Raw genomic sequence first — 24,014 nt, forward strand, 5'->3', positions numbered from 1 at the left:
AGCGGGGAAAAAATCGCCGGAAACTTCCACTTAACGCTTTGGGCGGCCGATGTTATCTTGAGAGGCTCTGGTAGCGGCTTTCTGCTCACCTTCTATCCGTCACGGTTGACATGCCCATCGTTAAATTCGTCAAAGAGCAGAAAGAGGTGGAAGTTCCGGCCGGCGCCTATCTCCGTCAGGCAGCGATTTCGGCCGGGATCAACGTCCACCAAGGGGTGAACGGGATCGGCGCCGGGGTGAACAAGGTTCTCAATTGCTATGGCTTGGGGCAATGCGGCACTTGTCGCGTTCTGATCACCAAGGGGATTGAAAACGCCAGCCCCATGCGCATGATGGAGAAAGTGAAATTTACGGTTCCGGTGGGACCATTGTTGCCGATTCCCGATCCAATCGCATGTCTCGCCTATGTAGGCAATGAGGAGACGATGCGGCTGTCGTGTCGAACCAAAGTGTTGGGAGACATGGAAGTGGAGACGGGACCCGAGTTGAGTCTCTTCGGCGAAACCTTCTTTTGCTAAACGTCGCCGAGCCTAAGCGTGAAACAAGTCATCGCCATCGTGAAGCCCTATCTGGCCGAAAAGGTCTTGGAAGAGCTGAGCCGCGCCCCGATCGAAGCGCTCAACGTTCGCGAGGTGAAAGGTTTCGGCCGGCAAAAGAGCTATCTCGACGAATATAGCGACAGCGAATACGGCCAAACCTTCTTGCCCAAGGTCGAGATCACGATCTGGCTCGACGACTACCGCGCCGAAGAAACGATCCGCCGCATCGTCCAGGTCGCGCGGAGCGGTCGTATGGGAGACGGCAAAATCTTCGTCCTCCCGGCGATGAACGTCGGCGAAGCGATTGATATCGCATCAGCCCCGGCTAGCGGTAATAAGAAACGGAAGTAACGGGGTTCCGACGAACGGAAGCCCCGTTCTCCTTCGTCAAACGGGTCTTTAACGTTTCTTTTTCGTCTGGAGCGGCACATCGATATCGAACTGTCCCGATTTCATCGGCAGTTCAACGCTCATCTCGTAAGTACGGAAGATAGGGGCGCCGTCCGAGTTTTCGCCGGCGGCGATTCCGTCGAGTCCTTGAACGCGGATGACGTAAGCGCCCCCCAAAACTCCCAGGCTGTCGCGGGTCGTAAATTGACCGTTGCGGATCATCGCGACGCAGCCGAAGCCGGGGTTGCCTTTCGCTTCGTCGGGGCTGAACTGGATCATCCCCGCGGGAACCGGTTGTCCGTCGTAGGTGACGGCGCCGGTTAAATGAATCGTCGTATCGGACGCTCCGCAACCAGCAGCCAAGCCGGCCGCCAGAAACAGGGCTGAGAATAGCCAAACGGCGCCGCTACGGCCTGAACGACCGAGCGGCACAGCGACTTCCAAACATGCGGACATGGGAGAAATCCTAAATCTGAGGTGATGTGGAAGAATACCGCAGTTCACGGTCCGCTAATTGGCGTTCACCCCACCGATCGGTAATCCGTCGGCGATTTGAGCCAACGTTTGGTAAGTGGACAGATTCATCGTCTGATTCTGGAACTGCACCGAACCATCCCCCATCAGGAATAATGCTCCCCCTGGATGAAAGCTGCCGAAGGTCTGCGTCATGGTGTTCAGCGTGTTGGTCGTCGAGCCATCCCCGGGAACCGAGTTGATCTGGAGACGGGCTCCCGCCAACGTGTAAACCGACCCGGTGTCGGCGACTAGTTTGGCGGAGGAGAGCCAGCTGCAGTGAGCTCCGCTGGGGTGTCCTTCCACCGTTTGTGCGTACTTGGTTTCTCCCACGACATAGACGTTGGTAGAACCGTCGGTAAAGTCGCGGAAACCATTCTTGGAACTGATGTGGAATGCGCCGTTGGTATAGAAGACGCGCATGTCTCCGTTGTTCGAGCAAGCGGCCGTCGGCCCACCCCCTTGCACGCCGAAGTAGTTGATCGAGTTCGAGTCAGCCGTACTGGCGGGATGCGACGGACACTGGAAGGCTGGATTACTCGAATAGAACAGGGTGGCGTGCGGATTGGGAGCAGGGCAACTGGCGGCCAGAACGTTGCTGAGGGTCGGAAACGTGCTGTGATGCCAGAATTGGTCGTAGAGATTCTTCTGCTCCAAAAACGGCAGGATGCAGACGGTCCACGGCGATCGTGCCGGAAAGGCGTCGGTGCCAGTGGTGCTGCACCAGTTGGAAGCGCTGACGTTGACCGGCAGATCATAGAAGGCGCCGGCGCAGAACTTACCAAAAGTGTCATGATAGTTGTGCAGCGCCAAGCCGATTTGTTTCATCTTGTTGTTGCAAGAGATTCGCCGGGCCGCTTCGCGCGCTTGCTGTACAGCCGGTAACAACAACGCGATCAACACGCCAATGATCGCGATCACGACCAACAGCTCAACCAGCGTAAACCCTTTGTTGGTTTGACGCTGGGAAAAAAGAGAAAGCGGCCCAAAAGTATGTCGCATAAAATCGCCCTTAATTTGACTAAATGTTCGTGGGGCTGGGGATCATTATCCTTGGGGCAGAAGGCGATTCTAATGATCTTTTGCACTATGTGCATGGTTTATGTGCAAATTCAGTGTGGCACGCACGAATGACGCAAAAAAGAGGAGGTGGAGATCGTCGCAAGAATGCGTTTTAGGGAGCTGAACGCTTGCCGAAGGTTTCTGCCGCATTCATGGCCTCTTGCAGCTGCGCGTGCGATTCTTTCGCTTCCGCGCTCGAATCGGGCGAGACCGGTTTCGGCTCTTTCAAGCCATATTCGACGATCGGTCGCAGCTTCCCCTGGTTGTTCAGGATGAACTGCTCGTTGCGGACATGACGCTGGTTTTCTTTCTGCACGTGGATCCATGTTCGGGGCGTACCTGTTTCGCCCCGGAGCTGCGCTGCGAAACTGACGCCGTTGATCGGTTGCGGCGAGGCCTTGGCGTTCGCCAACTCGATCAGCGTCGGCAGCAGATCCGAAAGATCGACCAGGTCATTATTGACGCTGCCCGCTTTCACTTTGCCGGGCCAACTGACGATCAAAGGGACGCGGGTTCCGGTGTCGGTCATGTGCGATTTGCCGCCGGGGATGCGGCGCTCGATCGAGCCGTCGGTCCAGTTGGTGACCAGACGCTGATCGGTTCCGTTGTCGGCGACGAAGATCAGGATCGTGTTGTCGCGCAGTCCAAGTCGGTCGAGGGTCGCCGCTACTTGTCCGACTTGTTTGTCCAAATAGCTGACCATGTCGGCCATATATTTCGGATCGCCATCTCCCTTGCCGGCTGTCAGCGGATCTTTACTGTCAGGCGTCGGCTCCCAAGGCCAATGCGGCAGCAGACAGGCGTAGTAAACGAAGAAGGGTTGATCCTGATGACGCTCGATGAAGTCGGTGACGAAGGCGAGGTTCTCGTCGGGACCGTATCCGCCAGGGGTCGAAACGACTTCGCCGTTTTGCCGCATCGTGGGGTTGGCGTAGCGTGAGGTCTTGGCGCCCTTGTTGAAGATTTGCCAGGCCTGGTACTCGTCAAAGCCGTGGGCCGCGATCGTGTCGCGCTCTTCCAAAAACGAGAGTTGCCATTTGCCGGCCATTGCGGTGGCGTAGCCTGCCTCTTTCAGCAGCTTGGCGACCGACGTTTCTTTGGCCGGATCGAGAAACTCGCGATGCTGGTCGGGCAGGAAGATAACGCGGGGAATGCCGTTATGGAGCGGATAACGTCCGGTCAGCAGTTGGGCGCGAGAAGGGGAGCAGTAGGGATCGGCGAAGCAATGCGTGAATCGCATCCCGCTTTTCGCCAGGCGATCGATGTTGGGCGTTTTATACGAGAGCCCGCCGTACGACTCGACGCATTCAATCCCGAGGTCATCGGCCAGAAAGAGCACGATGTTGGGACGATCGGCCGCCGAGGCAAGCGTCGGGAGGAGTAGCGAGATCGACAAAGCAAACAGCAAAGCGCGAATCATGATTGGTGGGGCTCCATCAAGATCTGGCAGGCAAGGGGGATAGGACTCATGGTAATTGATTCCTACTCAGATTTCGCTCAACAATTCCCTGAAAACGACGTTTCCTTGCGCCGTCGCCCGAGGAAACGTTCGCAATCGGTTTTCGCGGCTGGTAAGATTGGCCGCGATTTGGAACACCCCCGTCACACCCCGGATCGAAACATGGCCAGCCAACCCGAACTCGTTGATCTTTTTTATGATGCCGCCGAAAAAGCGTTCGCCGCCTGGCGAGCGGAGAATCCAACCGAAACGGTCTTCGCCTTCGTCCTGAGTACGATCGACGACGCGATCTATGTGAGCGGCAGCGTCAACAGTTTGGAGAGCCACGAGCGGCGTCTTGCGGAACGAGGCTACGATGCGTCGCACGAGTACGCGGCTGATACGAAATGGGGGCCGTGGGAATGGGAGAACGAGTATATCGGTAGCGAGTACTTTCAAGTCGCCGACCAGCGTCTGGGCGAATTGTCGGAGGAAATGGGGGAAAAGAAGCATGCCAAATTCAAGAAGACCGTGACCGACTCGATGGTCGAAGCGCTGGTCCGTTTGCGGAACAGCGGCGCCATTTCCAATCCTGGCGATCCGATCGAGATCGCGCTGTTTGCGACCATCTATGATTCTTGCGATGCGGAAGGTCTGCAGCGTCGCTCGGGGAAGCTATTGAATTCGCCGGAACTCTGCGCGGAGTTCCTGGAGGTGATCAACGGGTAGACGTTATCGCTTCAGTGCGTCGCGGACATCCATCAATGCAAACCCCAGCAGGTTTTGCCCTTGCCAGGTGCTCGGGTGGGCGGCTTTCGGGTCCGACCCTTTCAGGCCAATTCCCCAGATTCGATCGAACGGGCTCGCTTCGACTAGAACCTGATCGCCAGTGTCGAGCAGGAATTCTTTCAGCGGCGCGTTCTGGCTGAACTTCGCCAGGTTTCCTTCCGTCACCAAGCGGCGCGATTCTGACTTCCAGATTTTGTCGTCAAAGTTGCGGACCTTGCGTCCCAAGGCCTTTGCTTGTCTGGGCGTATCGGCGTAGATGATCTTGGTGAGCGACTCGGCGTCGTCAAACAGCCGCGCTTTGGCCGCCATCATCCAATGTTCGGCGGTCGGGTAAAGCTGGCCGTCGATCGTAAAGGGGACTTCGAACCATTGGCTGAAACAGCTCTTGTAGATTGAGCCGTCTTTGGAGGGCTGGTGTCCCCAAAACATCAGGTAATCGAACGTCTCACCGGCGGCGCAGCGCTCGCGGAGCGAATTCAAATCGAGCATGGTGAACTCTCCCACGAGAAACGAACGCGTTCGGAATGAGACGACGCAAACGGGGAATAGGTTCGCAAGCGACCGCCAAATAGTAGCCCGAGGCGCAAGCCGAGGGAAAGTGGTGGGACAAATGACGAATGTCGAAACCAGAATGACGAAAGGAAGGACAACTCGTCATTCGAGCTTCGACATTCGTCATTGCCTTGAGATCGCATTCCCTCGGCTTGCGCCTCGGGCTAGTGATCCAGTTGGCGGAGAAGGGGGCGAGGGTTATTTCTCGCCCAGGGCCGCTTTGATGATTTCTTCGATATCGAAATCGCCCAGATCGATGGAGTCCATGACCGAGTCGATCATCACCCCTTCATCTTTCTTGTGGAGTTCGGCCAGAATCAGGACGATTTCCTCGTCGCTATGGCCGCGGCCGCGGAGATAGTCAGTCAGTTCCGGATAACGATCCAGTTCGCTCATTATGCTTGTCGTCGGTTGGCGGTTCGGTTCCACTTTCCGACACGGCGTTTGAACGCCCGGCCGGACCTTTTACAAGCATAGAACACCCATTGCTCGACGAACAATCAGTATCCCCAGTTTCTGCGGCGGAGAGATCGGATTTGCTCGATTTCGCCGCTTGCAGGTGATAAGTTAATAACGTGAGCCCTGCCATAACGTTACCTACCGATTGTTGGAGACGCCCCGAGATGACGTATCGACCATACGGGTTGGCCTTTCTGCTGGTTTTTGCAGTCATGACCGATTTTGCCGTTGGCGACGACTGGCGCGCTTGGCGCGGCGGTCGCGGGGATGGTGTGAGCCTGGAGACCGACGTTCCGCTAACCTGGAGCGAATCGGAAAACATTCGCTGGAAAGCGGAGCTTCCCGGTTGGGGCGACTCTACGCCGGTCATTCAGGACGCTGGATTAATTATTACTTCACAAGCGGAGGATGGGCGGCTTTTTTTGCAGCTGTTTGACAAAAACTACGGAAGTCCGCTTCGTAAGATAGAAGTTGGAACTGGCGACGTTCCGCGCGAAGCGCCGAAGCGACTCAAGCAGAAATTCCACAACCTGCACAATCTTGCGTCTCCATCGCCAACAGTTCATCACAAATGGATCGCGGTCCACTTCGGCAATGGGCTTTTGGCGGTTTACGACTTTGAGGGGAACCGTCTGTGGAGTCGAAATCTTCAGGAGGAGTATGGGGCCTACACGGTCTGGTGGGGGCATGCGAATAGCCCGGTCATCGTCGAAGGGAAGGTGATTTCGGTCTGCATGCAGGACTCCCTTTCCGATCTCGACGACCAGAAACCGGTCGAGAGCTATCTGGTCGCGCACAACCTGATGACCGGTGAACTGGTCTGGAAAACGAAGCGGATGACCGGCGCTCCGGCCGAACAAGCCGACGCCTACACCACGCCGCTGGTCCGCCAGCGAAACGGCAAGACCGAACTGATCGTCATGGGAGGGAACCAGCTTGACGCGTACGACGCCAAGACCGGGGAGCAGATCTGGTTCCTGCCTGGTTTGGATGGGGGCCGGACCGTGACCGGTCCGACGACCGACGACAAGCGAATCTACTGCACCCGCGGGATGCGAGGTCCGACGATCGCCGTCGATCTGAAGCAGGCCAAAACCGGGCGCGTGCCCGATACGGCGATTCTCTGGGAAGAGACGCAGTCGACCCCCGATACGCCGTGCCCGGTCGTGGTGAACGATTTGCTGTTTACGGTGACCGACGACGGGATCGCCGTCTGTCGCGATGCGGCGACCGGCGAGGTAGTATGGAAGGAACGCTTGGGAGGAAAATTTAAGGCCTCTCCCGTGGCGGCCGGAAATCGCATCTACTTTCTGAATACGGATGGTCTCTGCAGCGTGGTGGCGGCGGAGCGCGAGTTCCAGAAACTAGCGGAAAACAAACTCGACGACGAGACGATTGCGTCGCCGGCAATCTCGGACGGTTGCATTTACATTCGTGGCCGTAAAAACTTGTATTGCATCGGCAAGGCGCCATAAGGGACATTTCCGTGAACGAAAGCACATTGATGTTGTCCTCTCGCGAAGGGGACCTCGTAAAGGTAACGCTCTTGCCGGAGGAACTGCGCACTCCGGAAGACTGCTACGATTTGCGTAACGAAATGATCGCCGCGGCGGACGGCTGTCGCGTCGTGCTGATCAACTTTGAAAACGTCACCTTCATGAGCAGCGTCGGACTCCTCTCCTTTTTGGGCCTGCGTCGCGCGGTCGCCGAACGGGACGTCCGAATCATCTTCTTCAACCTCTGCGACAATCTGAACGCGATGTTGACGTTGTGTCGTCTCATCTCCGATTCGCCTCACGCCAAGGCGCCGTTCGAAACCGCCGAAAGCGAAGCCGCCGCTGTGGCCCTGGCGACGTAAACGCAAAACTCTGTCACACGTAGGGTGGGTGGAGCAAGCGCGAAAAGGCTGGCGATGCGCCGAAGATGACGCTCGCTTGCGCAACCCACCTTGCGCGACGAAGCGGAAGGTGGGTTGCGCATGCGAATTCGGCTCTGACGGAATGGTCGCGTTTCCGCGCTTGCTCCACCCACCCTACAACTTGCTGACGCTCGGGTTTTCTTTGCCAATCGAGCCCGCCAAGCCGTGGTGGGCGAGTTGTCCATTTCCCCTCTGGCTCTTAAAATCATAAAGGTATGCGAAAAACCCGCGTCCCTTTCCGTGGAGGGGGACCATGGTCCGAACTGGGCCAGCTGTAACAAGTTAGGAATGCCATGACGGTTGCCTCCCAGCAAACCGAAAATCTTGATGTCGACGCCATCCGGGCCGATTTCCCGATCCTGCACCAAACCGTGCATGGAAAACCGCTCGTTTATCTCGATAACGCTGCGTCGTCGCAAAAGCCGCGTCAGGTGATCGACGCCCTGCGGGAAGTGGATGAGCGGTACTACGCCAACGTCCACCGCGGCGGCCATCAATTGAGCAACGAAGCGACCTCGATGTACGAAGAGTCGCGCGAGGCGGCGCGGCGATTTCTGGGCGCCAAGTCGAACAAAGAAGTGATCTTCACCTACGGCACGACCTCGTCGATCAACACGGTCGCGCATGCCTGGGGCGTCGCCAATCTTGCGGCCGGCGATGAGATCCTGGTCAGCGAGATGGAGCATCACTCCAATCTCGTGCCGTGGCAACAAGTCGCCGCGCGAACTGGCGCCAAAATCAAAGCGCTGCCGATCACGCCCGACGGTCTGTTGGCGATGGACGAACTGCCTGCGATGTTGAGCGAACGGACGAAGATTGTCGCCGTCACGGCCGCGTCGAATGTGCTGGGAACGATCAATCCGGTTGAAAAGATCATCCGCCAGGCCCATGCCGTCGGCGCGGTGGTCTCGGTCGACGCAGCGCAGGCGGCTCCTCACAAGCCGATCAACGTGGTCGAGTGGGGCGCCGACTTCGTGGCGCTTAGCGCCCATAAGATGCTCGGCCCGTCCGGCGTAGGGATCCTGTACGGCAAGCAAGAGTTGCTCGATGCGATGCCTCCGTTTCTCGGCGGCGGCAGCATGATCAACACCGTCACCATCGAAGGGTTCACGCCGGCGATGTTGCCGGCCAAGTTTGAAGCCGGCACGCCGCCGATCACCGCGGCGATTGCGCTGAAAGCGGCGATCGAGTATCTCGAAAATATCGGCTTGGCCAATATCCTGGCGCACGAGCAAATGCTGGCCGAGTACGCCCATCAATTGATGGCCGACATCCCTGGGCTGAAAATCCTCGGCCCCGATCCGCAGCAGAAGGCGGGGATCGTCAGCTTCACCGTCAACGGCGTCAGTCCCAACGACATCGGCATGATGATCGACACGGCCGGCGTCGCGATCCGCGCCGGACATCACTGTGCAATGCCGCTGCACGCGAAGTACGGGATCTCGTCAAGCGCCCGGGCCAGCTTCTACGTCTACAACACGCGGGAAGAAGTGGAGACGTTCGTCGCCGCGCTGCGCAAGGTGTTGGCGATTCTGGCGTAGACGCCGCTACTTCTTCGGCAACGTCTTCACGAACTCAAATGCCCGGTCGGTCCAATCCTTGACCGCGGCGAAGTGAACCAGTCCCGGTTCGTCGATCACCACCCAGCCGCGCATCGGTCGGCCAGTGAAATCGAACTCGCGGACGTTCTCTTCTTCGAGCGCCTCCTCATACGCGTCCGGACCAATACGCGCGATCAGCAGATTGCGTGAGACGCCGACCAGCATGTTGCCGTGGAGCAAAAAGGCAAGCCCGCCGAACATGCGTTTTTCGGTTACGCCCCGTTTGCGCTGCAGCAGCCCGCGAATTCGCGAGGCGAGTTGTTCGTCGTACGCCATGCGTCAATTCCCTGTGTGCGTTGCGCGTTAACGAAAGATCGGGCTGCGGCCGAGCGTCTTGCGGATGTCGCAAAGTTGCCCACGATGATTCCACCAGTGCGAGATCACGATCGACAACCCAACGCCACGGTTCGGAAAGAACATATCCATTCCCTCCGGCGGCTGAAGGCAAGGGAGATCCAGGTCTTCGTCTTCCTGCGTCGCGAGCCAGGCGAGCGTGCGATCGCGGGCCTGGCGGAAGTTGGCGACGATTTCGTCCCAGCTCGGGTAAAGCTCGAGATCTTCTTCGGGGCGGCTGCCGGGACCAAGGGTCGGCGCCCATGCGTCGAGCTCGTTCGGCACCCCGAGCAAAAACTGCCGTGCGATCAGCCCTTCGCAGTAGGTGAGATGCCCGAAGATCCAGAGGGCCTGATTGCCGCCGGGCGTCGCTGCAGCCAGCGGCATTTCGCGGAGATCCTCGAAAATCGGCATTGTCAGCGCTTCGGTCTGCTCGAAATTGCAGCGCAGCAGGTCGACGGCTCGCATTACTTCACGCTCTGGGGGAAGAAACCTCGGATATTGCCGTTCGTAATCGATCGGGCAGCTACTATCATCTCACAATCGCGAGGACGAAAAAAGTTGGTTCGCCGCTTGGATTCTGGCGCAAGGAAGGGGAGAATCGCCCTCAATCGCTCTCGATGGATGCGTTCTGAGAAAACACCGGTCGCACGATGAAACTAGTAGTTCGCAGCGTACTCGCCCTGATGGTCTTGATCACCATCCCGTTTTTCGTTGCGCTTTTCATGCCGCGCGAGATCACGGTAACGCGCCAGATCGTGATCGAGCGGCCCCGCGCGGAGGTTTTCGACTTCATCAAGCTGCTGAAGAACCAAGAGAAGTTCAGCATTTGGGGAACGCTCCCCGGCGAGCGGCAAGTGTCGATCCAAGGGGAAGATGGAACCGAGGGGGCGATCATCGCGTGGAAGAGCGACGACTCGAATATCGGCGCCGGCGAGCAGGAGATCACCGGGATCAAACAGGGAGAGCGAATCGACTTTCTGATTCGCTATACCAAGCCGTATGCGGCGATCGATTCGACCTACATGCAGACCGACGACATCTACGACAACCAAACGCAGGTCACGTCGACCTACATCACGACGATGAACTACCCGACCAACTTGTTCCTCGTCTTCGCTGAGGAAATGATCAGCGACCAGGTGGAGATCAGCCTGGAGCGACTAAAGCGGATTCTGGAGAACCCGCCTGGGGAAGAGTAGTTCTCAGATCGCCGACGCGTCTTCGAGCGGCGGGAACCAGAGCGGCGGCATCTTGAGCGCCGCGATCGCCGCGTCGGTCGCCATCTTGGTTGACGCGAAGAGTTCTCCGCGATCGAGCGCCTGCGCGACGTTCAAGTCGCCGCAGAGCAAGCGAACGAGGTCATTCTGCGACAAGCGGATGAAGCTCCGGCCCAGCTTGCCGTCGCTCAGCGAACCGCTCCGCTCGTTGAAGTGGAGCGAGTGCTTTTCCCCTTCGACATGCAGACCGAGGTCGCACGGCAGGGGGTAGCCGACTTTGGCGAGATTGGTGCGGAATCGTTCGGCATGTTCGGCCAGCGATTGCAGCGGGTGACGCCAGCGAACCATCACGGTCGAATTCGAGACCGGGCGTTGCGGCGGAGCGGCGCTGCGAACCGCGCGGTGAAGCGGATCGGCGGCCGGTGCGTGGTAGTAAACGATCCGTTGGTCCCGTTCCATGGCGTCGCCGCAGATGCGACGAAGCAACTCGGCCGAAACGTCTTCACGACCCGGGGCCGCGACAACTTCCAGGATCTGACCGCCGCCGGTCATCGCATAGCCGACGATCCGCGAATCGTCATCGAGCGACAGTTTGTTCCCCCCGTCGATCGCGACGTAAAGCTGTTGGAAGCCGCGGCGATCGAGCAGCCATCGCCATTGCTCCTGCGTCCGGACCGCGGCGCCAAGCAGATCGCCCCAGCGACGTTCGTAGAGCGAAGTCAGCCCGGCGAACTCGACCTGGCGGTACAAGCGAATCGAGAGCCGCGTCGGCTCGTTGGTTTCTTCTTCCCAGTTGCGCAACGGAAGAGGACGTTGCATGTTGGCCAGGATCTGAGCCGGGTCGCCATGGCTGCGGGTTTGCGACGAGAGAGCCGTCCAGCCGCGCCGCGCCAGATAGTCGGGCGCTTCGGTCCGATAGACCGCGCACTCGGCGCCGCAGCGCTGCAGTTCGGCGTCAACTTCGGCCAGCAGTTGGGCGGCGATGCCGCGGCCGCGAAACTCCGGCGCGGTCGCCAGTTCGTCGACATGCAGCGTCGTCGCGATCCGATCAGCGAAGCGGGTCTTCCGCCGGATCACCCGCACGTGACCGACGATTTGCCCATCCGCTTTGCAGACGATCCGTTGACCAGGATCGTAGCCGGGACGTTCTTGTTCGATGTGGAATTCGTTTTCGCTAGGACGCAGCAAAGCACGCTGCATCATCTCGAAGACGGGAAAAGAATCTCCCTGCGTCGCGCGACCGATAACTAGTGGCGACGATTTAGAGGAGCGACCGCTCGGAGACTGGATCGACTTCGTAAGAGGCGAGGCTTGGACCGCGCACATGGGCCGGACTCCCTTCAAGCAACGGACAATTCCCTTTGTTCAGCTGAGCTTTCCCTTAACTTAAGGGGCGGCGGCGCTCAGGTCCAGTAGCAAAGTCCGTAAACTTTTTTCCGGGAAGAGGCAGAAGGGATACTCGCGCGAGAAAGCGATCGCGTCATTGCGCGCTTCGCGCTTGTTTTGCGCCAGCTCTTGTTCCAGCGCCGCGCGCTGCGGTGCGACGTACGGCTGCAGCGCGAGATTAATCCCCTCTAGCGCGCGGTGTCGCTGGGCCAATTGCGCCGGTTGGTCGTCTAACAACCAGCGCTCTTTTTCGTCGACAAGTTGGGTAATTTCCTCTGGCAAATTGCCATCGCCGAGATGACGGTCGGGATTGAACCGCAAATCGCGCATTAAGCGCGCGATCCGCGCCAACTGCTCGACATCGGTTCGCGTGCGAGCGATCGGCAGGTGAACCGTCGCCGTCGCCGCGACGATTTGCGGCGGGGTCACGCCGAAGTAACGCGCGATGATCAGGTCGGTCACTTGATCGTATTTGGCGCCGCCGATCCCATGGAGGAACAGATCGGAAAGGATCAGGCGGGCGTACATCGTCGTCAATAATGCGCGCGGCCGCAAACGGACCTCCGACTGCAACTCTCGCAGCGCCGAAATGGCCCCATCAATATCGCCAGGAATTTTTTGATCGAAGCTTCCCCGATCGGTCAGACGAATGCCGGACGAGGTAACTGCGACGAACAAACCGCGCCGCCGCGGATCGGCTTTCGTCCAGATCCAGAGGGGCGTTTCGATCAATTCACCCTCTTGCGCTAGATGCGGAGCAGGGTGATTGGCGCTCCGAATCTTGTGCAGCTGGCGGTACTCGTCGATCGCGCTGTTATAGATCGCGCGGAAGGAGGGCGCGTCATGCCACAAGCGGAGGGCAAAGCGCAGGAATGACTCGGTTCCATACGCCTGACTGAGCGGGATCTCGAGCGTTCGCAGTCCCCAATCGGCTTCCAGCTGATGCCGTGCCTGGGCGAAAGCGCGGCCGATATTGTCGTTCGACTCGGTCGCCGTCAAGACGCGCGGCCAGTACGACTCGATCAACGGCTCGTCGACCAGCGGGCGAATCGCTTCGGCCGCGGCTGCGCCGAACTGGCGGAACGTATCGCGGTCGAGGATCGTCCGTTCTTCCCAAGCGATCGGCGGCGACGAGTGATCGAAGGAGACGCGGTCCTGGTTCCAATTGCCGGACGCGTCAACTTCCGGAACGGCGATCGCCGGACTCGCGACGATGTCGTTGTCGACAATCAGGTTGATCGGCGTCGCGCCGGCGGCGCTTGCGACCGAGTGGAGGAGGAAGTTCTTGAACCAGACGCCGGGGTGAAACAGCCCAGGCTGATGGCCGGCCATGACGATCGGCGCCGCTTCGCCGGGGAGGTCGAACGGAGCGCGATAGGCGAACGTGTAATCGCGCGCCAGTTGGATCAGCTCGCGCCGCGCTTGTTTGGCGAGGGTCGGGAGGGAGAGCCCCGAGATTTCGACTGCCGGCGCATCGATGATCGGCGAACGACCATGGAGTAGCGCGACCGCTTCGGCGGCGGTCGGCTCGATCAGGGCCGATCCGCTGGCGCGTGGAGCGCGAAGGGGACGATACTCCAGTTCGGCAGGCGTCATTCTTCGTGCCGGTTTGAGGAAGCGGTGGGCGTTAGCCGCCGAGCGAAATCGCCGCGTCGTCGATGCCGAATTCGCCGCGGGCCATCGTCCGGTCGAGGACCAGGTGATAGTAGTTGAGCCGCGTCGTGCCGTCGTCGAGGTTGCCGCCAAACGATCGCTTTTCGTCCAGATAGACGAGCGGAACCGGCAGTTCGATCACGCTGAGCCCGGCTCGCGCCGCTTCGACCCACAGTTCCAGCGGCATCGCGTAACCGAACTCGGTCACCGGCAGCTGGCTGATGGCGTCGACGCGATACGCTTTGAAGCCGCAAAAGGCGTCGGTCAGCTGGTAGCCGAGCCGCTGATTGATTTCGGCAGTGAGCAGTTGGTTGATCCAGCGGCGTTCGGCCGGCGGTTCGCTGTCGCCGGAGTATTGTTTCAGATAGCGGCTTCCCGAAACGATGTCGACATTTTGGCAAGCGGCGACGAACCGCGGGATACGCTGCGGCTCGTGTTGGCCGTCGCAGTCGATCGTGACGATGATGTCGTAGTTCTCGGCGGCGGCATAGTCGAACGCCGTCTTCAGCGCGGCGCCGTAGCCCCGGTTCTTGGCGTGGGTGACGACCTGGATGTCGCTACGTTCGGCCAACAGCTCGGCCGTGCCGTCCGAAGAGCCGTCGTCGACGACCAGAATGTCGCTGCTGTAACGGGCAACTTCGTCCAACACCGAGTGGACGGTTCCACGTTCGTTAAACACCGGCAGCGCGGTCAGAGCACGAGGCGACTTCATCGTTGCTTCCATCAACAGCAGGGACCGAAAACCAAACAACCCATGCTACGCTGCGGCCCCCCGGGAAGCAACGCTTCCGACCAGCGGCGGCAATCCGTAACATCTTGCCTATCCAGCAGATACCGCACGCTGAGCGGTTACTACCCCTTTCGATGCCGCAACAGGGCCAGAGTTGCAAACCGGGGGCAAGAAAGAGGGAAACCCCGAAGAAGTTGGGGGAATTGGCTTTGGAGTTCTCCAAGCAGGGTCAAAAACTCTCTTACGAAAGCAGCGTAATCGGGTCGGTCTCCCGCTCGCTGGCCCAGCACTTCAAGTCCGGGAAATCGGTCGCCAGTTGGCTGGCCAGGGTTTCGACGGCGAAGCGTTCGCTGGCGTAGTGGCCGACCAGCACCAGGGCGACTCCGTGGGCTTTCGCTTCCAGCGACGTGTGGAAGTTGGTCTCGCCCAGCAGTAGGCAATCGCAGGAGAGCGTGATCGCGGTGGAGAGGAACTCGCCGGCGGCGCCGCATGCGACGGCAGGTTGCGCGATCGTTTGTTCGGGGTCACCGACCGCCTGAATGTAGTCGATCTTCAGGAACTCACGCACGACGGCGGCGAACTTGGCCAGCGTCAGCGGAGCGGCCAGCTTGCCGTAGCGCCCGCTGCCGAGCGGCGCCAGGCTCGGATTGTCGGCCGGCTTGAGCGGCGCGATCTCGGTGAAGCCGAGCCCGATGGCGAGCTGTTGATTGATGCCGGCGGCGGCCGAATCGAACCCGGTGTGCGGGCTATAGATCGCGACTCCCGCGGCGATGAGTCGCAGCAACATTCGTCCGACGGTGTCATCCGCCGTGATTCGTTTCAGGGCGCGAAAGGGAAGGGGATGATGAGCGACGATCGCATCGGCCCCTTGGTCGAGCGCTTCGTCGACCACTTCCGGCGTGATGGTCAGACAGGTCATCAGCTTTTCAACCGACGCGGCTCGATCGCCGACCAGCAGACCGACGTTGTCCCACGACTCCGCCAGCGCGGTCGGCGCGAACTGATCAAGGTAGCGGCAGATTTGATCGACGGTAAGCGAGTTGGATCGTGTCATTGGACGTGCGCAGGAGAAGAGTCGCGTTTCGTTTCCCCGTATGGTAACACGAAACGCGGAGCGCTACTTCCCAAGCGGCGTAATCCAAATCATCGCGTGTCCCGCTTCGTCGACTTTGATTTCGAGCGTCAGCTTCGCCTGAAAGAGAATCGTATCGAGCAGCTTCTTGTAAAACGTTCGCTGGTCGGGGTGTTTCACTTTCGCGGTGGCGATGTCGATCCGTTTGGCGGTGATGCCGTTGTGATCCCAGAGGAGCGGTAGTTTGACGCGAGCGGCGATCGCTTCGGTCGCTTGCTGAACCGGAATGTCGGAGATCTCGACTTCCAGGTATTGGAACATGGTCGGCGCGACCTGACCCGGATTGCCGTCTGGCGCCCAGCCGACCGGCCACGGGTTTTTGGCGGCGGACGAGTCGATGATGTGCAGCTCGACCTCGCCGCCGGCTTCACGGCGGGGAACCATCGCCAAGCCTAGTGGGCGAACCATCGCGGCGACCGCCGTGCCGCAGCTGACCGCTTCGAGTTCGTCGAGCACCTTCCCTTGCCGCATTCGAGCGACAACGTCCGGCGCCGCGCGGAACTGGATGTTCACCCGCTTGTTGATCGCCTGCATCGTTTCGAATGCGGTCGTATCTTTCGTCTTCACGCCGACGGCCGGCGCCAGCTTGTCGAAGAGGGCGATGAATTCTTTGGAGGTGAGCCCGAACACGCTCTCGCGGCGCTGGAGTTCCTGCTTGCCGCCGGCGCGAACCTTTTCAAGCCAGGCCCGCATCCCGGCCACGTCAGTCAGACGAAATTGTCCGCCGGGGGTGACCAGCACTTCGCGCGGCGTCAGCAGGGCGACGATATGGTAGTTGCCTGATCCCTTGTCGACGATGTCAGTGGCGTCGCCGCTGTTGCCGGAGCGAAGGCGGACGTCGTCGAAGCCAGCCGATTGGAGCGCCTGGACCCATTTGTGGGTCGAGGTGAGGGGAACCCCTTTTTCGGTAGCGACCTCCAGCGTCACGCGACCCGCGAGGGCCAGGTGCGCGGAGCCGATCAGGACGAGAATCGTCAGTACAATGCGAAACATCGGCATATCCGGCGAAAACTGCGAAGCTATCTGCCGAATTGTAGCACGCCGTGGCGCCGGGTCTGGCGAATTTGTCGAAGCGGCGCCGTTGGCCGAGCGGAGTAAAAAGAACGGCCGGCCCCATCAGACGACCGCGCAGTGCGCCTCACAGGGCCAGCCATATCTTTTATTTTAAGCCGGGCGCCTGGGAGCCGCTATTCGATAATTGCGGCTGCACTAACCCAAATAGGGCTTCAGCAAGTCAACTGTTTCCCCTTTGTGGAGCGACAGCTTGCCGAAACCATGGATGGCGCCTTCCGAGATCGCAAGCTGCTGATGCTCTTCGTAGTTCGTGATCAGCATCGCGGGGACGCTCGCCAGGGCGGCGTCGGCTTTAATCTGCTTGATCACTTCGAGCCCGTCGGTGTAGTCGCGGTCGAGCTTGCGATTGACCAGGACCAGCGCAATCGGTTCGCGGCGGAGGATTTCGAGGGCGTCTTCCGGACCGTCGGCCTGCAGCACCTTCGCGTCGAACGTCTTTTCGACAAACGATTTGATCGCGTAGAAATCAGGGCCGCAGTTGCCGACGTCGAGTACTTTTTTGGTCATTGGTCGAAGGCCGCAATCGGCCGGCGAGGGGAGCGAAAAAAGAAACAAGCGAGCAGGAAACTGGTCCTTCTCGCTTGTTTGGATGTCACATTGCGATAAACGGTTACCGCTCGGAGCGCGTTTTACTCGTCTCCCGCCTTGATGGCGAAGAGATGGGTCTTGTTGGCGATGAACAAGACGCCGTTGGCGACGATCGGGGTGGAGTAAACCGAGTTGCCCATGCTGACTTCGTTGATCGGCTCAGCGTCGTCCGGATCGGACGAGAGCTTGAAGACGCAGACGTCGCCGTCTTCGTCGCCGATGTAGACGTGACCATCGACGATCAGCGGCGATCCCCACGCGGCGGCCAGCATGTCGTAGGTCCAGTACCGCTTGCCGGTTTTGGCGTTGAGGCAGTGGAACAGACCGCTGAAGTCCGAGATGTAGAGAATGTCGTCTTTGATCGCGACGGTGCCGATGCTGCGGTGCATCGTTTCTTCAAAGCTGATGCGGCCGTCGCCGTCGAAGTCTTCGCCGCCATAGTGCCAGATCACGGCGCTGTTGGGGTTGTCGACCGCGACTTCGCCATCTTCCGGGTTGACCGCTTGAATGCGGCGGTGCGGCAGCGGCACGCGAGTGCTCCCTTCCACCTTCATCGCCAACTGCGGGCTGACGTCGCCGCGCTTGTTCGGGTCGATGCACCAGAGGTGACCTTCCCCTTCGCCGTGTTCCGGGTCTTGGCCGACCGCCACGTAAACGTTGCCGTCATAGACGACCGGCGTGGCGATGATGTTGTTGCGAGTGCCGCGACCGCCGATGACCCACTTCGATTCTTTCGGGTTGCCGTCGAACTTCCAGAGGAGTTCCGGCTTGCCGTCCTTGCCGCCGTCGGCCTTGAACGAGTAAACCCAGCCGTCGCCGCCGGCGAACAGCACTTGGGGAACTCCGCCCAGTTCGGCGACCGTCGGGCTCGACCATTGGCCGTGCAGAATGTTTTCGGCCGGCGAACCGTTGGTCCAGAGGACTTCGCCGGTGTTCTTGTTCATCGCGATGAAGCTGGGAGCGTCCGGCGAGGGGAGAACGATGTGCGATTCGTCGACGCCGTTCGAGGTGTTGACGAACAGGATGTCTCCCAGGGCGGCGATCGAGCAGGAGCACATGTTGTGCTGCGAAACGCCGAGTTTCTCCATCATGTTGAAGACCCAGATGACGTCCGCTTCGTGCTTGTCGGTCACCTTCTCGTCGACGTAGGGACCGTCGTTTTCGGCGTCGTAGAAGCCTTCGACGTCCAGGCAGCGAACTTCGCCGCGGCTGGTGACGAACCAGAGACGGTTCCCTTCGACATACGGAGCGCAGCAGATGCCTTGCAGCGGCCAGTCATGAACGCGACCGGTCGGCAGCTTTTCGCTGGAGTGTTGCCAGAGGAATTCGCCCGTCTTTTCGTCGTAGCAAACCAAGACGCCGAGATCGACGTCCGACGGATAGCGGGGGAGCAATCCGCTGCTATTGTTGGTGCCGACGAAAACCTTGCCCGAAGCGACGACCGGGTTGCCGTACGACTGGCTACCGAGCTTGGCGACCCATTGGATGTTTTCGGCTTTCGACGAATCCCATTCGCCGGTCTTACGATCGAAGCGGCCGATGTTCCAATCGGTCGGGATTCCGGTCGCAACCGGGACGTTATTGCGGAGCGAGGTGCCGCCCCACATCGGCCAGTCTTTGGTCGGTTCCGACTTTTCGGACGACTTCGGCTGTGCGATTCCGACGGCGGGTTCAGCGTCCGCTTTCTGTTCCGGCAACAACGTGGCGACAATCGCGCCCAGGATCCAGGCGCAAATGACCGCTAGTAATGACAGGAAGGGCTTGTTTTGCATAACAGCTCCGAAAACTTCTAGGTAGGCTTTTAATATTGGGGGGGGAAGAATGTCAGGTCGCGCGCGACTTACTTGTCGTTCGGCGTGACGGTGACGTTGTCGATATACAGTTCGGCGTTGGTCGCGTTGCCGAAGAAGCCGGGGCTGCCGTCGCGATTCGGATAGGTATCCTCCGCTTCGACCGTCCAATCGGCCGGTTCGGCCTCACCCTTCTTCCAGACTTTGCCGCGAACCATCGCAATGTCTCCTTCGTTGGAGACTTGCATCTTCATCGTGTACCAGACGTCCGGCTCCATGGTGAAGGGGAGCGACTTGGCCATCCGCTGCTGGGTCACCCAGCTGCGAACTTGCGTCGTCTTGTCGTTGCCGTTCAGCACGAACTGATAGCCTTGGGCGATCAAGCCGATATCGGGCAACTGACCGTCGTCCATCTTCTTCGCTTTGACGTCGGCCTGAATCGTGTAGTCATGCAGCTCCGGGCTGCTCATCCACGACTGGCTGCGGGTACCTTTCGGAATGGTCGAAATCTTGACCATCACCTTGCTGCCGTCGACTTCACGAATGACGTGACGGTAACGAGCGCCGACCCAGGTAATCGGCGGCTGTCCGGCGCCGGTCATCGGATCGAGGGCGATCTCTTCAAAATTGAAGCTCCAGGGGAGATCCGGAACCGTGCGAATCCGTGACTGGCTGGCGACTTCGCCCAACTTGGCGGTGACGGTGGTCGCGGTGTGAGCGTCGCTCGTTTCCGAGGTGTAAAGTCCCTTGGCGTCGATCTTGCCGGGGCCGGCCAGTTCAAACGTCACGCCGCTCAGGTCAACGTCGAGCTGTTCGCCCAGCTTGTTGAACGCGGCGACCGAGAACTGCTGCGAATGACCCGGCTTCATCAGAACTTCGCACGGAACGACCTGCAATTGGTCGATGTCCGGGTTTTCGCTGACGGCGGTTTCCGGAGCGACCGGCGGCAGACCGGTGAAGCCCTTCGTCTTGGTCGGATCTTCCAAGCAGTAAATGCCGGCCGAGGTCGGCACGTAGAGGAGGCCTTGAGCGCAGATCGGCGAGCCGTTGACTTCGCCGTCAGGGAAACGGCCCTTGTTCAGGATATCGAGCGAGCCGTCTTCTTGCGGTTCGAGAATCGCCCAGTTGCCGTTGGATTCAAACGCATAGATCTTGCCGTCGGCGTAAAGGGGATTGGCTCGCATCGCACGGCCGATGGCGATGCGTTTACCGACCGGTTCGCCGGTCTTGGCGTCGAACCCGACGACCTTGCCGGCGTCATTGAACGCGTAGACGTAGTCGCCGACTTTCAGCAGCGAGCTCTTGCCCATCATCACTTCGGGCTGCTGCCAGATCAGGCCTTTGCCGGTGATGTCGCCGGACAAAGCGCCATTGATCGCAGCGACGTTCCCCATCACTGACGAGATGTCGCCGATGTTCTCTTCGCTATGGCCGACATAGATGGTGTCGCCGTCGACGGTCGGCGAAGTGTTGATGCCGCGCATCGACATCGCGTAGTTCCAGATCGGTTTGCCGGTCCGGGGCTGCAGCGACCAGAACGAACCGTCGCCCGAGCCGAAGACCATCGCCTTCTGACCGTTCAACGTCGCGATGACCGGAGCGCTGTAGGTGGTGTCGTCCGGCAGCAAGCGAGTGCCGTTGAACCAGACCATCTCGCCGGTGTTCTTGTCGAACGCCAGGAAACGGTGAGCCGGCTTGGCCATGTCTCCCCAGCCGATGACGACGGCGCTGACGATGACCAGGTCTTCAAAGACGATCGGGAAGTTGGTGCGGCCGCCGTAGGTCGACAGGAAGCCGAATTCTTCGTGCAGCTTGTGGACCCAATCGGTCTTGCCGGTTTCGGCGTCGATGCATTGAAAGTGACCGCAGACGCCGAGCGCGTAGATCTTGCCGTTGGTCGGATCGCCGACGACGGCCGACCAGCCGACCCGTTCGACCGGCACGTCCGACAGATAAACGTTGAAGCGATTCTCCCAGAGGAACTCGCCGGTCAGCGCGTCAAGGCAAACGACTCGTTCCCCTTCACGCTTGGTTCCTTGTTCGGCGGCGCACAACGTGTAGAGCTTGCCGTTCATCACGATCGGCGTGCTGCGGGTGCCGAACTCGGGGGCGAACCATTTGACGTTGCTTCCTTCGCCTCCTTCCGGATCGAAGTCGTCCGGCAGGCCGGTAGCGCGCGAGTAGCCGTTGTATTCCGGACCACGCACGTAAGTCCAATCTTGGGGATCGACTTTCCCTTCCGGCTTGGCGTCGGTAGCGACGTGGACTTTGGCTTCTTCTTCAGCCGGAGCCTTTTCTGGCGCCGCTGCCGGCGTTTCGCTCGGGGCGGCGGAAGCGCTGGTAATTTTGGTGGCGGGGATAGAAGCCGGCTTCGCCTCGGCGACCGCTTCGTCCTTTTTCATCTCGCTAGCAGACGACTCTTCGGCGGCCGGCTTTTCTTCCGCTGGCGCCGCCGCTTCCGGTTTCATCTCTTCTTTGTGTTCGTCCGCATCATGATCATGATCGTGGTCGTGATCGGCGTGATCGTGATCATGGTCGGCATGTTCGCCGGTCGTATTGCTGGGCGAAGAAGTCGGGCTGGCGGGCGGGGTGCAGCCGAAGAGGGCGAGGGCCGCAAACAATAGTAGGAGGGAGAGACTGGAAGTCTTCATCATGGGTGAATACCTGCAGATTACTGCTGTACGGGCTGGGCAAGCGGTAGGGATCGCTCTGTTTAGGATACGCCGTCGGCGAGCGCCGGGCAACTGATAGCGGAACGTGAGTCCAAACGGCAAAACCAAGAATTCAATGGACTTACGCTAATTGGGAGGGGGAAGCGGCGGGGAAAAATGGCGTTTGCGTGACCTGTTTCACACTATGCCGGAGGGGGAAAACCTGACTTTCGGACAAAAATTAGCAAAGTTTCGGGATGTTGGACGCTAGTCGTCAAACCACTCGTCGCTGGGGTCAAACTTGGGATAGACGATGTTCAGGATCTTCATCTTGCCGATCGCTCGGTGTCGCGTGCCGGGGCGAATCATGACGAGCATGCCTGGTTTCAGATCGATGCGAGCGTCATCCAGCTGCATTTGTGCGTCGTCAGCGCATTCCAGGATGTAATAGGTCTCGGTCAGTTGTTTGTGGTAGTGAAGCTTGGCGTCGGTCGAGATCTCGGTCAGGTGAATCGTGCCGGGATAGTCGGCGACTTCGGCCAGTCCGCGACGCGCCGTACCGCAAGGGCAAGGAACTCCGGGAAGGGCTGCGAGATGAACGATCTCGTAACCTGAGAGGGAACTAGCGGACATGAACTACTCCAAATGACCGGCGAGCGACGAACATGAGCAAATCGCGGAAGATTTCTACGGATTATCTTAGCTAACCGGCGCCGCCGCTTCCAGTTCGCAAAGTGTCCCCAGTTGCGGGAGGCGTGCGCGTCAAGCTGCGAAGAGTTTGCGGCCTGCGTTTGGTTTCCGGTCATGAGGCGAATCGGACAATCGTTAAGGTTTGCCTGGCTTCCAGAGGCGTTAAATCTTGCGCTACAGGAGAGGTAAACCAAGTTGCGGAAATTGACTTCGATCGGTAAAGCGGCATCGATTGGCAGGCCGATACCGTGATCTGGCGATCGAATTCGTTCGTCGCTTCAAGTCCCTCTCGCGGAGAAGGAGGGCACGTTAACTCTCGGCATGGAGAGATCGAGTCACGGGAAGACTCGACCGAAGTTAGCGGTCAATATTTTGTGTGGACTGTAGAGCTTTGCAAGCTTCCTGAACAAGGTCCGACTGACGCTCCCACACTTACGCCTTCTTCCGACGGTCCCGCCTGTCGGTAGGAATGGAGTAAGCGAACACTCGCGGCGTGGGAGTCGCACACCGTGACTGTTCACGCGAGCGCCGGCCAAGTGACGGACCGCAAGCGGGCCCACAGTACTAACGCATTAGGAGACGTTGCTCGATGAAACTGAATCTTGTTGTGGGAACGATGCTGGTTGCGCTGATGTGTAGCCAATCGTTTGCCGCCGGCCTGCTGAATCAGATGCTTGGCGGTGGCTGCGGCTGCTCGACCTCGTGCTGCCAAACGCCCAAATGCTGCACTCCGGCCCCGCGCTGCTGTGCTCCGAAACCGACCTGCTGTGCTCCGGCGCCGGCCACGTGCTGTGCCCCTGAGCCGACCTGCTGTGCTCCTGAGCCGACCTGCTGCGAACCTTCGCCTTGCTGCTGCTCGAAGAAGTGCTGCACCCCGCTGCGTGACGCTCTGAGCAACCTGTTCTGCTGCAAGAAGAGCTGCTGTGGCTCGAGCTGCGGTTGCGACACCGGTTGCTGCGACGCTGAACCGACCTGCTGTGCTCCGGAAGCCAGCTGCTGTGCCCCGGAAGCCAGCTGCTGTGCCCCGGAAGCTTGCGGTTGCGATTCGGGTTGCGGAAGCAGCTGCGGTTCGTGCTGCAAGAAGAAGTGCGGTCTGCTGGACGGCCTCTTCTGCTGCAAGAAGAAGAGCTGCTGCGGCGGTTGCGACAGCTGCTGCTCGGCTGAACCGACCTGCTGTGCCCCGGAAGCCAGCTGCTGTGCTCCGGAAGCCTGCGGTTGCGACAGCGGTTGCGATTCGGGTTGCGGTTGCGACACCTCGTGCGGCGGTTGCGCCCCGAAGTGCTGCTCGTGCACCCCGATCCGTGACGCCATCAAGCGTCTGTTCTGCCTGCCGAAGTGCCACAGCTGCTGCGGTTGCGAAACCAGCTGCGGTTGCGACACCAGCTGCGGCGGTTGCAGCAGCTGCGGTGGTTCGAGCGCCCCGATGTCGCCGATCCCGGCTGACGATTCGGCCGCTCCGATGCCGCCGGCCCCGGTTCCGGCCGACAACATGACGTTTGTCCCGGC

The 24,014-nt window shown here is 59.8% G+C and carries 24 protein-coding genes; 7 read left to right on the plus strand and 17 right to left on the minus strand.

Annotated features, from left to right (window positions below; genetic code table 11):
* The first annotated feature begins 110 nt into the window (after nt 1-110).
* Both LOC68_RS16715 and LOC68_RS16720 read left to right on the plus strand, forming a co-directional pair.
* Complete coding sequence (locus tag LOC68_RS16715; RefSeq protein ID WP_230220831.1) at nt 111-518, plus strand: 2Fe-2S iron-sulfur cluster-binding protein; 408 nt, start codon at nt 111-113, stop codon at nt 516-518.
* Nucleotides 519-536: 18 nt separating this feature from the next.
* Nucleotides 537-890, plus strand: a complete 354-nt coding sequence (locus tag LOC68_RS16720) for a P-II family nitrogen regulator (RefSeq protein WP_230220833.1) — start codon at nt 537-539, stop codon at nt 888-890.
* A gap of 48 nt (nt 891-938) precedes the next feature.
* On the opposite strand, the gene LOC68_RS16725 is transcribed toward LOC68_RS16720, so the two are convergent.
* The 3 genes from LOC68_RS16725 to LOC68_RS16735 all read right to left on the minus strand — a co-directional run bounded on the left by LOC68_RS16725 (nt 939) and on the right by LOC68_RS16735 (nt 3,924).
* Nucleotides 939-1,385 carry a hypothetical protein gene (locus LOC68_RS16725; protein WP_230220835.1) on the minus strand — a complete coding sequence of 149 codons (447 nt, stop codon included), beginning with the start codon at nt 1,383-1,385 and terminating at the stop codon, nt 939-941.
* A 54-nt stretch (nt 1,386-1,439) separates the two neighbouring features.
* Entirely contained in the window at nt 1,440-2,444 is a 1,005-nt protein-coding gene (locus tag LOC68_RS16730; RefSeq protein WP_230220837.1) for a DUF1559 domain-containing protein, read from the minus strand.
* A gap of 172 nt (nt 2,445-2,616) precedes the next feature.
* Nucleotides 2,617-3,924: a sulfatase-like hydrolase/transferase gene (locus tag LOC68_RS16735; protein ID WP_230220838.1), complete on the minus strand. Its 1,308-nt coding sequence runs from the start codon at nt 3,922-3,924 to the stop codon at nt 2,617-2,619.
* A 201-nt stretch (nt 3,925-4,125) separates the two neighbouring features.
* Here LOC68_RS16735 and LOC68_RS16740 point away from each other — a divergent pair, with 201 nt between their 5' ends.
* Complete coding sequence (locus tag LOC68_RS16740; RefSeq protein ID WP_230220840.1) at nt 4,126-4,671, plus strand: DUF4303 domain-containing protein; 546 nt, start codon at nt 4,126-4,128, stop codon at nt 4,669-4,671.
* Between the two features lie 3 nt (nt 4,672-4,674).
* Here the strand turns inward: LOC68_RS16740 and LOC68_RS16745 are convergent, their stop codons facing one another.
* Nucleotides 4,675-5,220 carry an NADAR family protein gene (locus tag LOC68_RS16745; protein ID WP_230220842.1) on the minus strand — a complete coding sequence of 182 codons (546 nt, stop codon included), beginning with the start codon at nt 5,218-5,220 and terminating at the stop codon, nt 4,675-4,677.
* A gap of 261 nt (nt 5,221-5,481) precedes the next feature.
* A complete protein-coding gene (locus LOC68_RS16750) occupies nt 5,482-5,679 on the minus strand; it encodes a hypothetical protein (RefSeq protein WP_230220844.1) in 198 nt (65 codons plus the stop codon).
* Between the two features lie 227 nt (nt 5,680-5,906).
* On the opposite strand from LOC68_RS16750, the gene LOC68_RS16755 reads away from it, so the two are divergent.
* The 3 genes from LOC68_RS16755 to LOC68_RS16765 all read left to right on the plus strand — a co-directional run bounded on the left by LOC68_RS16755 (nt 5,907) and on the right by LOC68_RS16765 (nt 9,201).
* Nucleotides 5,907-7,217, plus strand: a complete 1,311-nt coding sequence (locus tag LOC68_RS16755; protein WP_230220846.1) for an outer membrane protein assembly factor BamB family protein — start codon at nt 5,907-5,909, stop codon at nt 7,215-7,217.
* Nucleotides 7,218-7,246: 29 nt separating this feature from the next.
* The gene (locus tag LOC68_RS16760) at nt 7,247-7,600 is read left to right on the plus strand and encodes an STAS domain-containing protein (protein WP_230220847.1); all 354 of its coding nucleotides are present in this window, start codon (nt 7,247-7,249) and stop codon (nt 7,598-7,600) included.
* A 353-nt stretch (nt 7,601-7,953) separates the two neighbouring features.
* On the plus strand, nt 7,954-9,201 hold the full coding sequence (locus LOC68_RS16765; RefSeq protein WP_230220849.1) for an aminotransferase class V-fold PLP-dependent enzyme: 1,248 nt from the start codon (nt 7,954-7,956) through the stop codon (nt 9,199-9,201).
* Between the two features lie 6 nt (nt 9,202-9,207).
* On the opposite strand, the gene LOC68_RS16770 is transcribed toward LOC68_RS16765, so the two are convergent.
* Complete coding sequence (locus LOC68_RS16770) at nt 9,208-9,537, minus strand: TfoX/Sxy family protein (protein ID WP_230220851.1); 330 nt, start codon at nt 9,535-9,537, stop codon at nt 9,208-9,210.
* Between the two features lie 27 nt (nt 9,538-9,564).
* Nucleotides 9,565-10,062 carry a DinB family protein gene (locus LOC68_RS16775; RefSeq protein ID WP_230220853.1) on the minus strand — a complete coding sequence of 166 codons (498 nt, stop codon included), beginning with the start codon at nt 10,060-10,062 and terminating at the stop codon, nt 9,565-9,567.
* A 185-nt stretch (nt 10,063-10,247) separates the two neighbouring features.
* Between LOC68_RS16775 and LOC68_RS16780 the strand changes: the two genes are divergently transcribed.
* Nucleotides 10,248-10,796, plus strand: a complete 549-nt coding sequence (locus tag LOC68_RS16780) for an SRPBCC family protein (protein ID WP_230220855.1) — start codon at nt 10,248-10,250, stop codon at nt 10,794-10,796.
* 3 nt (nt 10,797-10,799) lie between these two features.
* Here LOC68_RS16780 and LOC68_RS16785 read toward each other — a convergent pair whose 3' ends face one another.
* The 10 genes from LOC68_RS16785 to LOC68_RS28785 all read right to left on the minus strand — a co-directional run bounded on the left by LOC68_RS16785 (nt 10,800) and on the right by LOC68_RS28785 (nt 23,999).
* Complete coding sequence (locus LOC68_RS16785) at nt 10,800-12,140, minus strand: GNAT family N-acetyltransferase (protein WP_255670821.1); 1,341 nt, start codon at nt 12,138-12,140, stop codon at nt 10,800-10,802.
* 60 nt (nt 12,141-12,200) lie between these two features.
* Entirely contained in the window at nt 12,201-13,796 is a 1,596-nt protein-coding gene (locus LOC68_RS16790) for a hypothetical protein (protein ID WP_230220859.1), read from the minus strand.
* A 31-nt stretch (nt 13,797-13,827) separates the two neighbouring features.
* A complete protein-coding gene (locus tag LOC68_RS16795; protein ID WP_230220861.1) occupies nt 13,828-14,565 on the minus strand; it encodes a glycosyltransferase family 2 protein in 738 nt (245 codons plus the stop codon).
* Nucleotides 14,566-14,824: 259 nt separating this feature from the next.
* Entirely contained in the window at nt 14,825-15,637 is an 813-nt protein-coding gene (locus LOC68_RS16800; RefSeq protein ID WP_230220863.1) for a Nif3-like dinuclear metal center hexameric protein, read from the minus strand.
* 63 nt (nt 15,638-15,700) lie between these two features.
* Nucleotides 15,701-16,708 carry a hypothetical protein gene (locus tag LOC68_RS16805; protein ID WP_230220865.1) on the minus strand — a complete coding sequence of 336 codons (1,008 nt, stop codon included), beginning with the start codon at nt 16,706-16,708 and terminating at the stop codon, nt 15,701-15,703.
* A 216-nt stretch (nt 16,709-16,924) separates the two neighbouring features.
* Nucleotides 16,925-17,296: a response regulator gene (locus tag LOC68_RS16810; RefSeq protein ID WP_230220867.1), complete on the minus strand. Its 372-nt coding sequence runs from the start codon at nt 17,294-17,296 to the stop codon at nt 16,925-16,927.
* A gap of 122 nt (nt 17,297-17,418) precedes the next feature.
* Nucleotides 17,419-19,149, minus strand: coding sequence for an outer membrane protein assembly factor BamB family protein (locus LOC68_RS16815; protein WP_230220869.1), 1,731 nt, complete (start codon nt 19,147-19,149; stop codon nt 17,419-17,421).
* 68 nt (nt 19,150-19,217) lie between these two features.
* Nucleotides 19,218-21,821 carry an outer membrane protein assembly factor BamB family protein gene (locus LOC68_RS16820; RefSeq protein WP_230220871.1) on the minus strand — a complete coding sequence of 868 codons (2,604 nt, stop codon included), beginning with the start codon at nt 21,819-21,821 and terminating at the stop codon, nt 19,218-19,220.
* A gap of 264 nt (nt 21,822-22,085) precedes the next feature.
* Nucleotides 22,086-22,451 (minus strand): cupin domain-containing protein, encoded by a 366-nt coding sequence (locus LOC68_RS16825; protein ID WP_230220873.1) that lies wholly within the window; start codon nt 22,449-22,451, stop codon nt 22,086-22,088.
* A gap of 723 nt (nt 22,452-23,174) precedes the next feature.
* A complete protein-coding gene (locus LOC68_RS28785) occupies nt 23,175-23,999 on the minus strand; it encodes a hypothetical protein (RefSeq protein WP_390623376.1) in 825 nt (274 codons plus the stop codon).
* Nucleotides 24,000-24,014: the final 15 nt, after the last annotated feature.

Source organism: Blastopirellula sediminis, from assembly GCF_020966755.1.
Taxonomy (GTDB): Bacteria; Planctomycetota; Planctomycetia; order Pirellulales; family Pirellulaceae; genus Blastopirellula; species Blastopirellula sediminis.

Excerpts from the sequence above, each read along its gene's own strand:
- LOC68_RS16800 (WP_230220863.1), bottom strand. The coding sequence starts at position 15,637 with ATGACACGATCCAACTCGCTTACCGTCGATCAAATCTGCCGCTACCTT.
- LOC68_RS16770 (WP_230220851.1), bottom strand. The coding sequence starts at position 9,537 with ATGGCGTACGACGAACAACTCGCCTCGCGAATTCGCGGGCTGCTGCAG.
- LOC68_RS16780 (WP_230220855.1), top strand. The coding sequence starts at position 10,248 with ATGAAACTAGTAGTTCGCAGCGTACTCGCCCTGATGGTCTTGATCACC.
- LOC68_RS16755 (WP_230220846.1), top strand. The coding sequence starts at position 5,907 with ATGACGTATCGACCATACGGGTTGGCCTTTCTGCTGGTTTTTGCAGTC.
- LOC68_RS16805 (WP_230220865.1), bottom strand. The coding sequence starts at position 16,708 with ATGTTTCGCATTGTACTGACGATTCTCGTCCTGATCGGCTCCGCGCAC.
- LOC68_RS16750 (WP_230220844.1), bottom strand. The coding sequence starts at position 5,679 with ATGAGCGAACTGGATCGTTATCCGGAACTGACTGACTATCTCCGCGGC.
- LOC68_RS16795 (WP_230220861.1), bottom strand. The coding sequence starts at position 14,565 with ATGAAGTCGCCTCGTGCTCTGACCGCGCTGCCGGTGTTTAACGAACGT.
- LOC68_RS16810 (WP_230220867.1), bottom strand. The coding sequence starts at position 17,296 with ATGACCAAAAAAGTACTCGACGTCGGCAACTGCGGCCCTGATTTCTAC.
- LOC68_RS16740 (WP_230220840.1), top strand. The coding sequence starts at position 4,126 with ATGGCCAGCCAACCCGAACTCGTTGATCTTTTTTATGATGCCGCCGAA.
- LOC68_RS28785 (WP_390623376.1), bottom strand. The coding sequence starts at position 23,999 with ATGTTGTCGGCCGGAACCGGGGCCGGCGGCATCGGAGCGGCCGAATCG.
- LOC68_RS16785 (WP_255670821.1), bottom strand. The coding sequence starts at position 12,140 with ATGTGCGCGGTCCAAGCCTCGCCTCTTACGAAGTCGATCCAGTCTCCG.
- LOC68_RS16730 (WP_230220837.1), bottom strand. The coding sequence starts at position 2,444 with ATGCGACATACTTTTGGGCCGCTTTCTCTTTTTTCCCAGCGTCAAACC.
- LOC68_RS16825 (WP_230220873.1), bottom strand. The coding sequence starts at position 22,451 with ATGTCCGCTAGTTCCCTCTCAGGTTACGAGATCGTTCATCTCGCAGCC.
- LOC68_RS16745 (WP_230220842.1), bottom strand. The coding sequence starts at position 5,220 with ATGCTCGATTTGAATTCGCTCCGCGAGCGCTGCGCCGCCGGTGAGACG.
- LOC68_RS16815 (WP_230220869.1), bottom strand. The coding sequence starts at position 19,149 with ATGCAAAACAAGCCCTTCCTGTCATTACTAGCGGTCATTTGCGCCTGG.
- LOC68_RS16735 (WP_230220838.1), bottom strand. The coding sequence starts at position 3,924 with ATGATTCGCGCTTTGCTGTTTGCTTTGTCGATCTCGCTACTCCTCCCG.
- LOC68_RS16715 (WP_230220831.1), top strand. The coding sequence starts at position 111 with ATGCCCATCGTTAAATTCGTCAAAGAGCAGAAAGAGGTGGAAGTTCCG.
- LOC68_RS16775 (WP_230220853.1), bottom strand. The coding sequence starts at position 10,062 with ATGCGAGCCGTCGACCTGCTGCGCTGCAATTTCGAGCAGACCGAAGCG.
- LOC68_RS16725 (WP_230220835.1), bottom strand. The coding sequence starts at position 1,385 with ATGTCCGCATGTTTGGAAGTCGCTGTGCCGCTCGGTCGTTCAGGCCGT.
- LOC68_RS16790 (WP_230220859.1), bottom strand. The coding sequence starts at position 13,796 with ATGACGCCTGCCGAACTGGAGTATCGTCCCCTTCGCGCTCCACGCGCC.
- LOC68_RS16760 (WP_230220847.1), top strand. The coding sequence starts at position 7,247 with ATGTTGTCCTCTCGCGAAGGGGACCTCGTAAAGGTAACGCTCTTGCCG.
- LOC68_RS16820 (WP_230220871.1), bottom strand. The coding sequence starts at position 21,821 with ATGATGAAGACTTCCAGTCTCTCCCTCCTACTATTGTTTGCGGCCCTC.
- LOC68_RS16765 (WP_230220849.1), top strand. The coding sequence starts at position 7,954 with ATGACGGTTGCCTCCCAGCAAACCGAAAATCTTGATGTCGACGCCATC.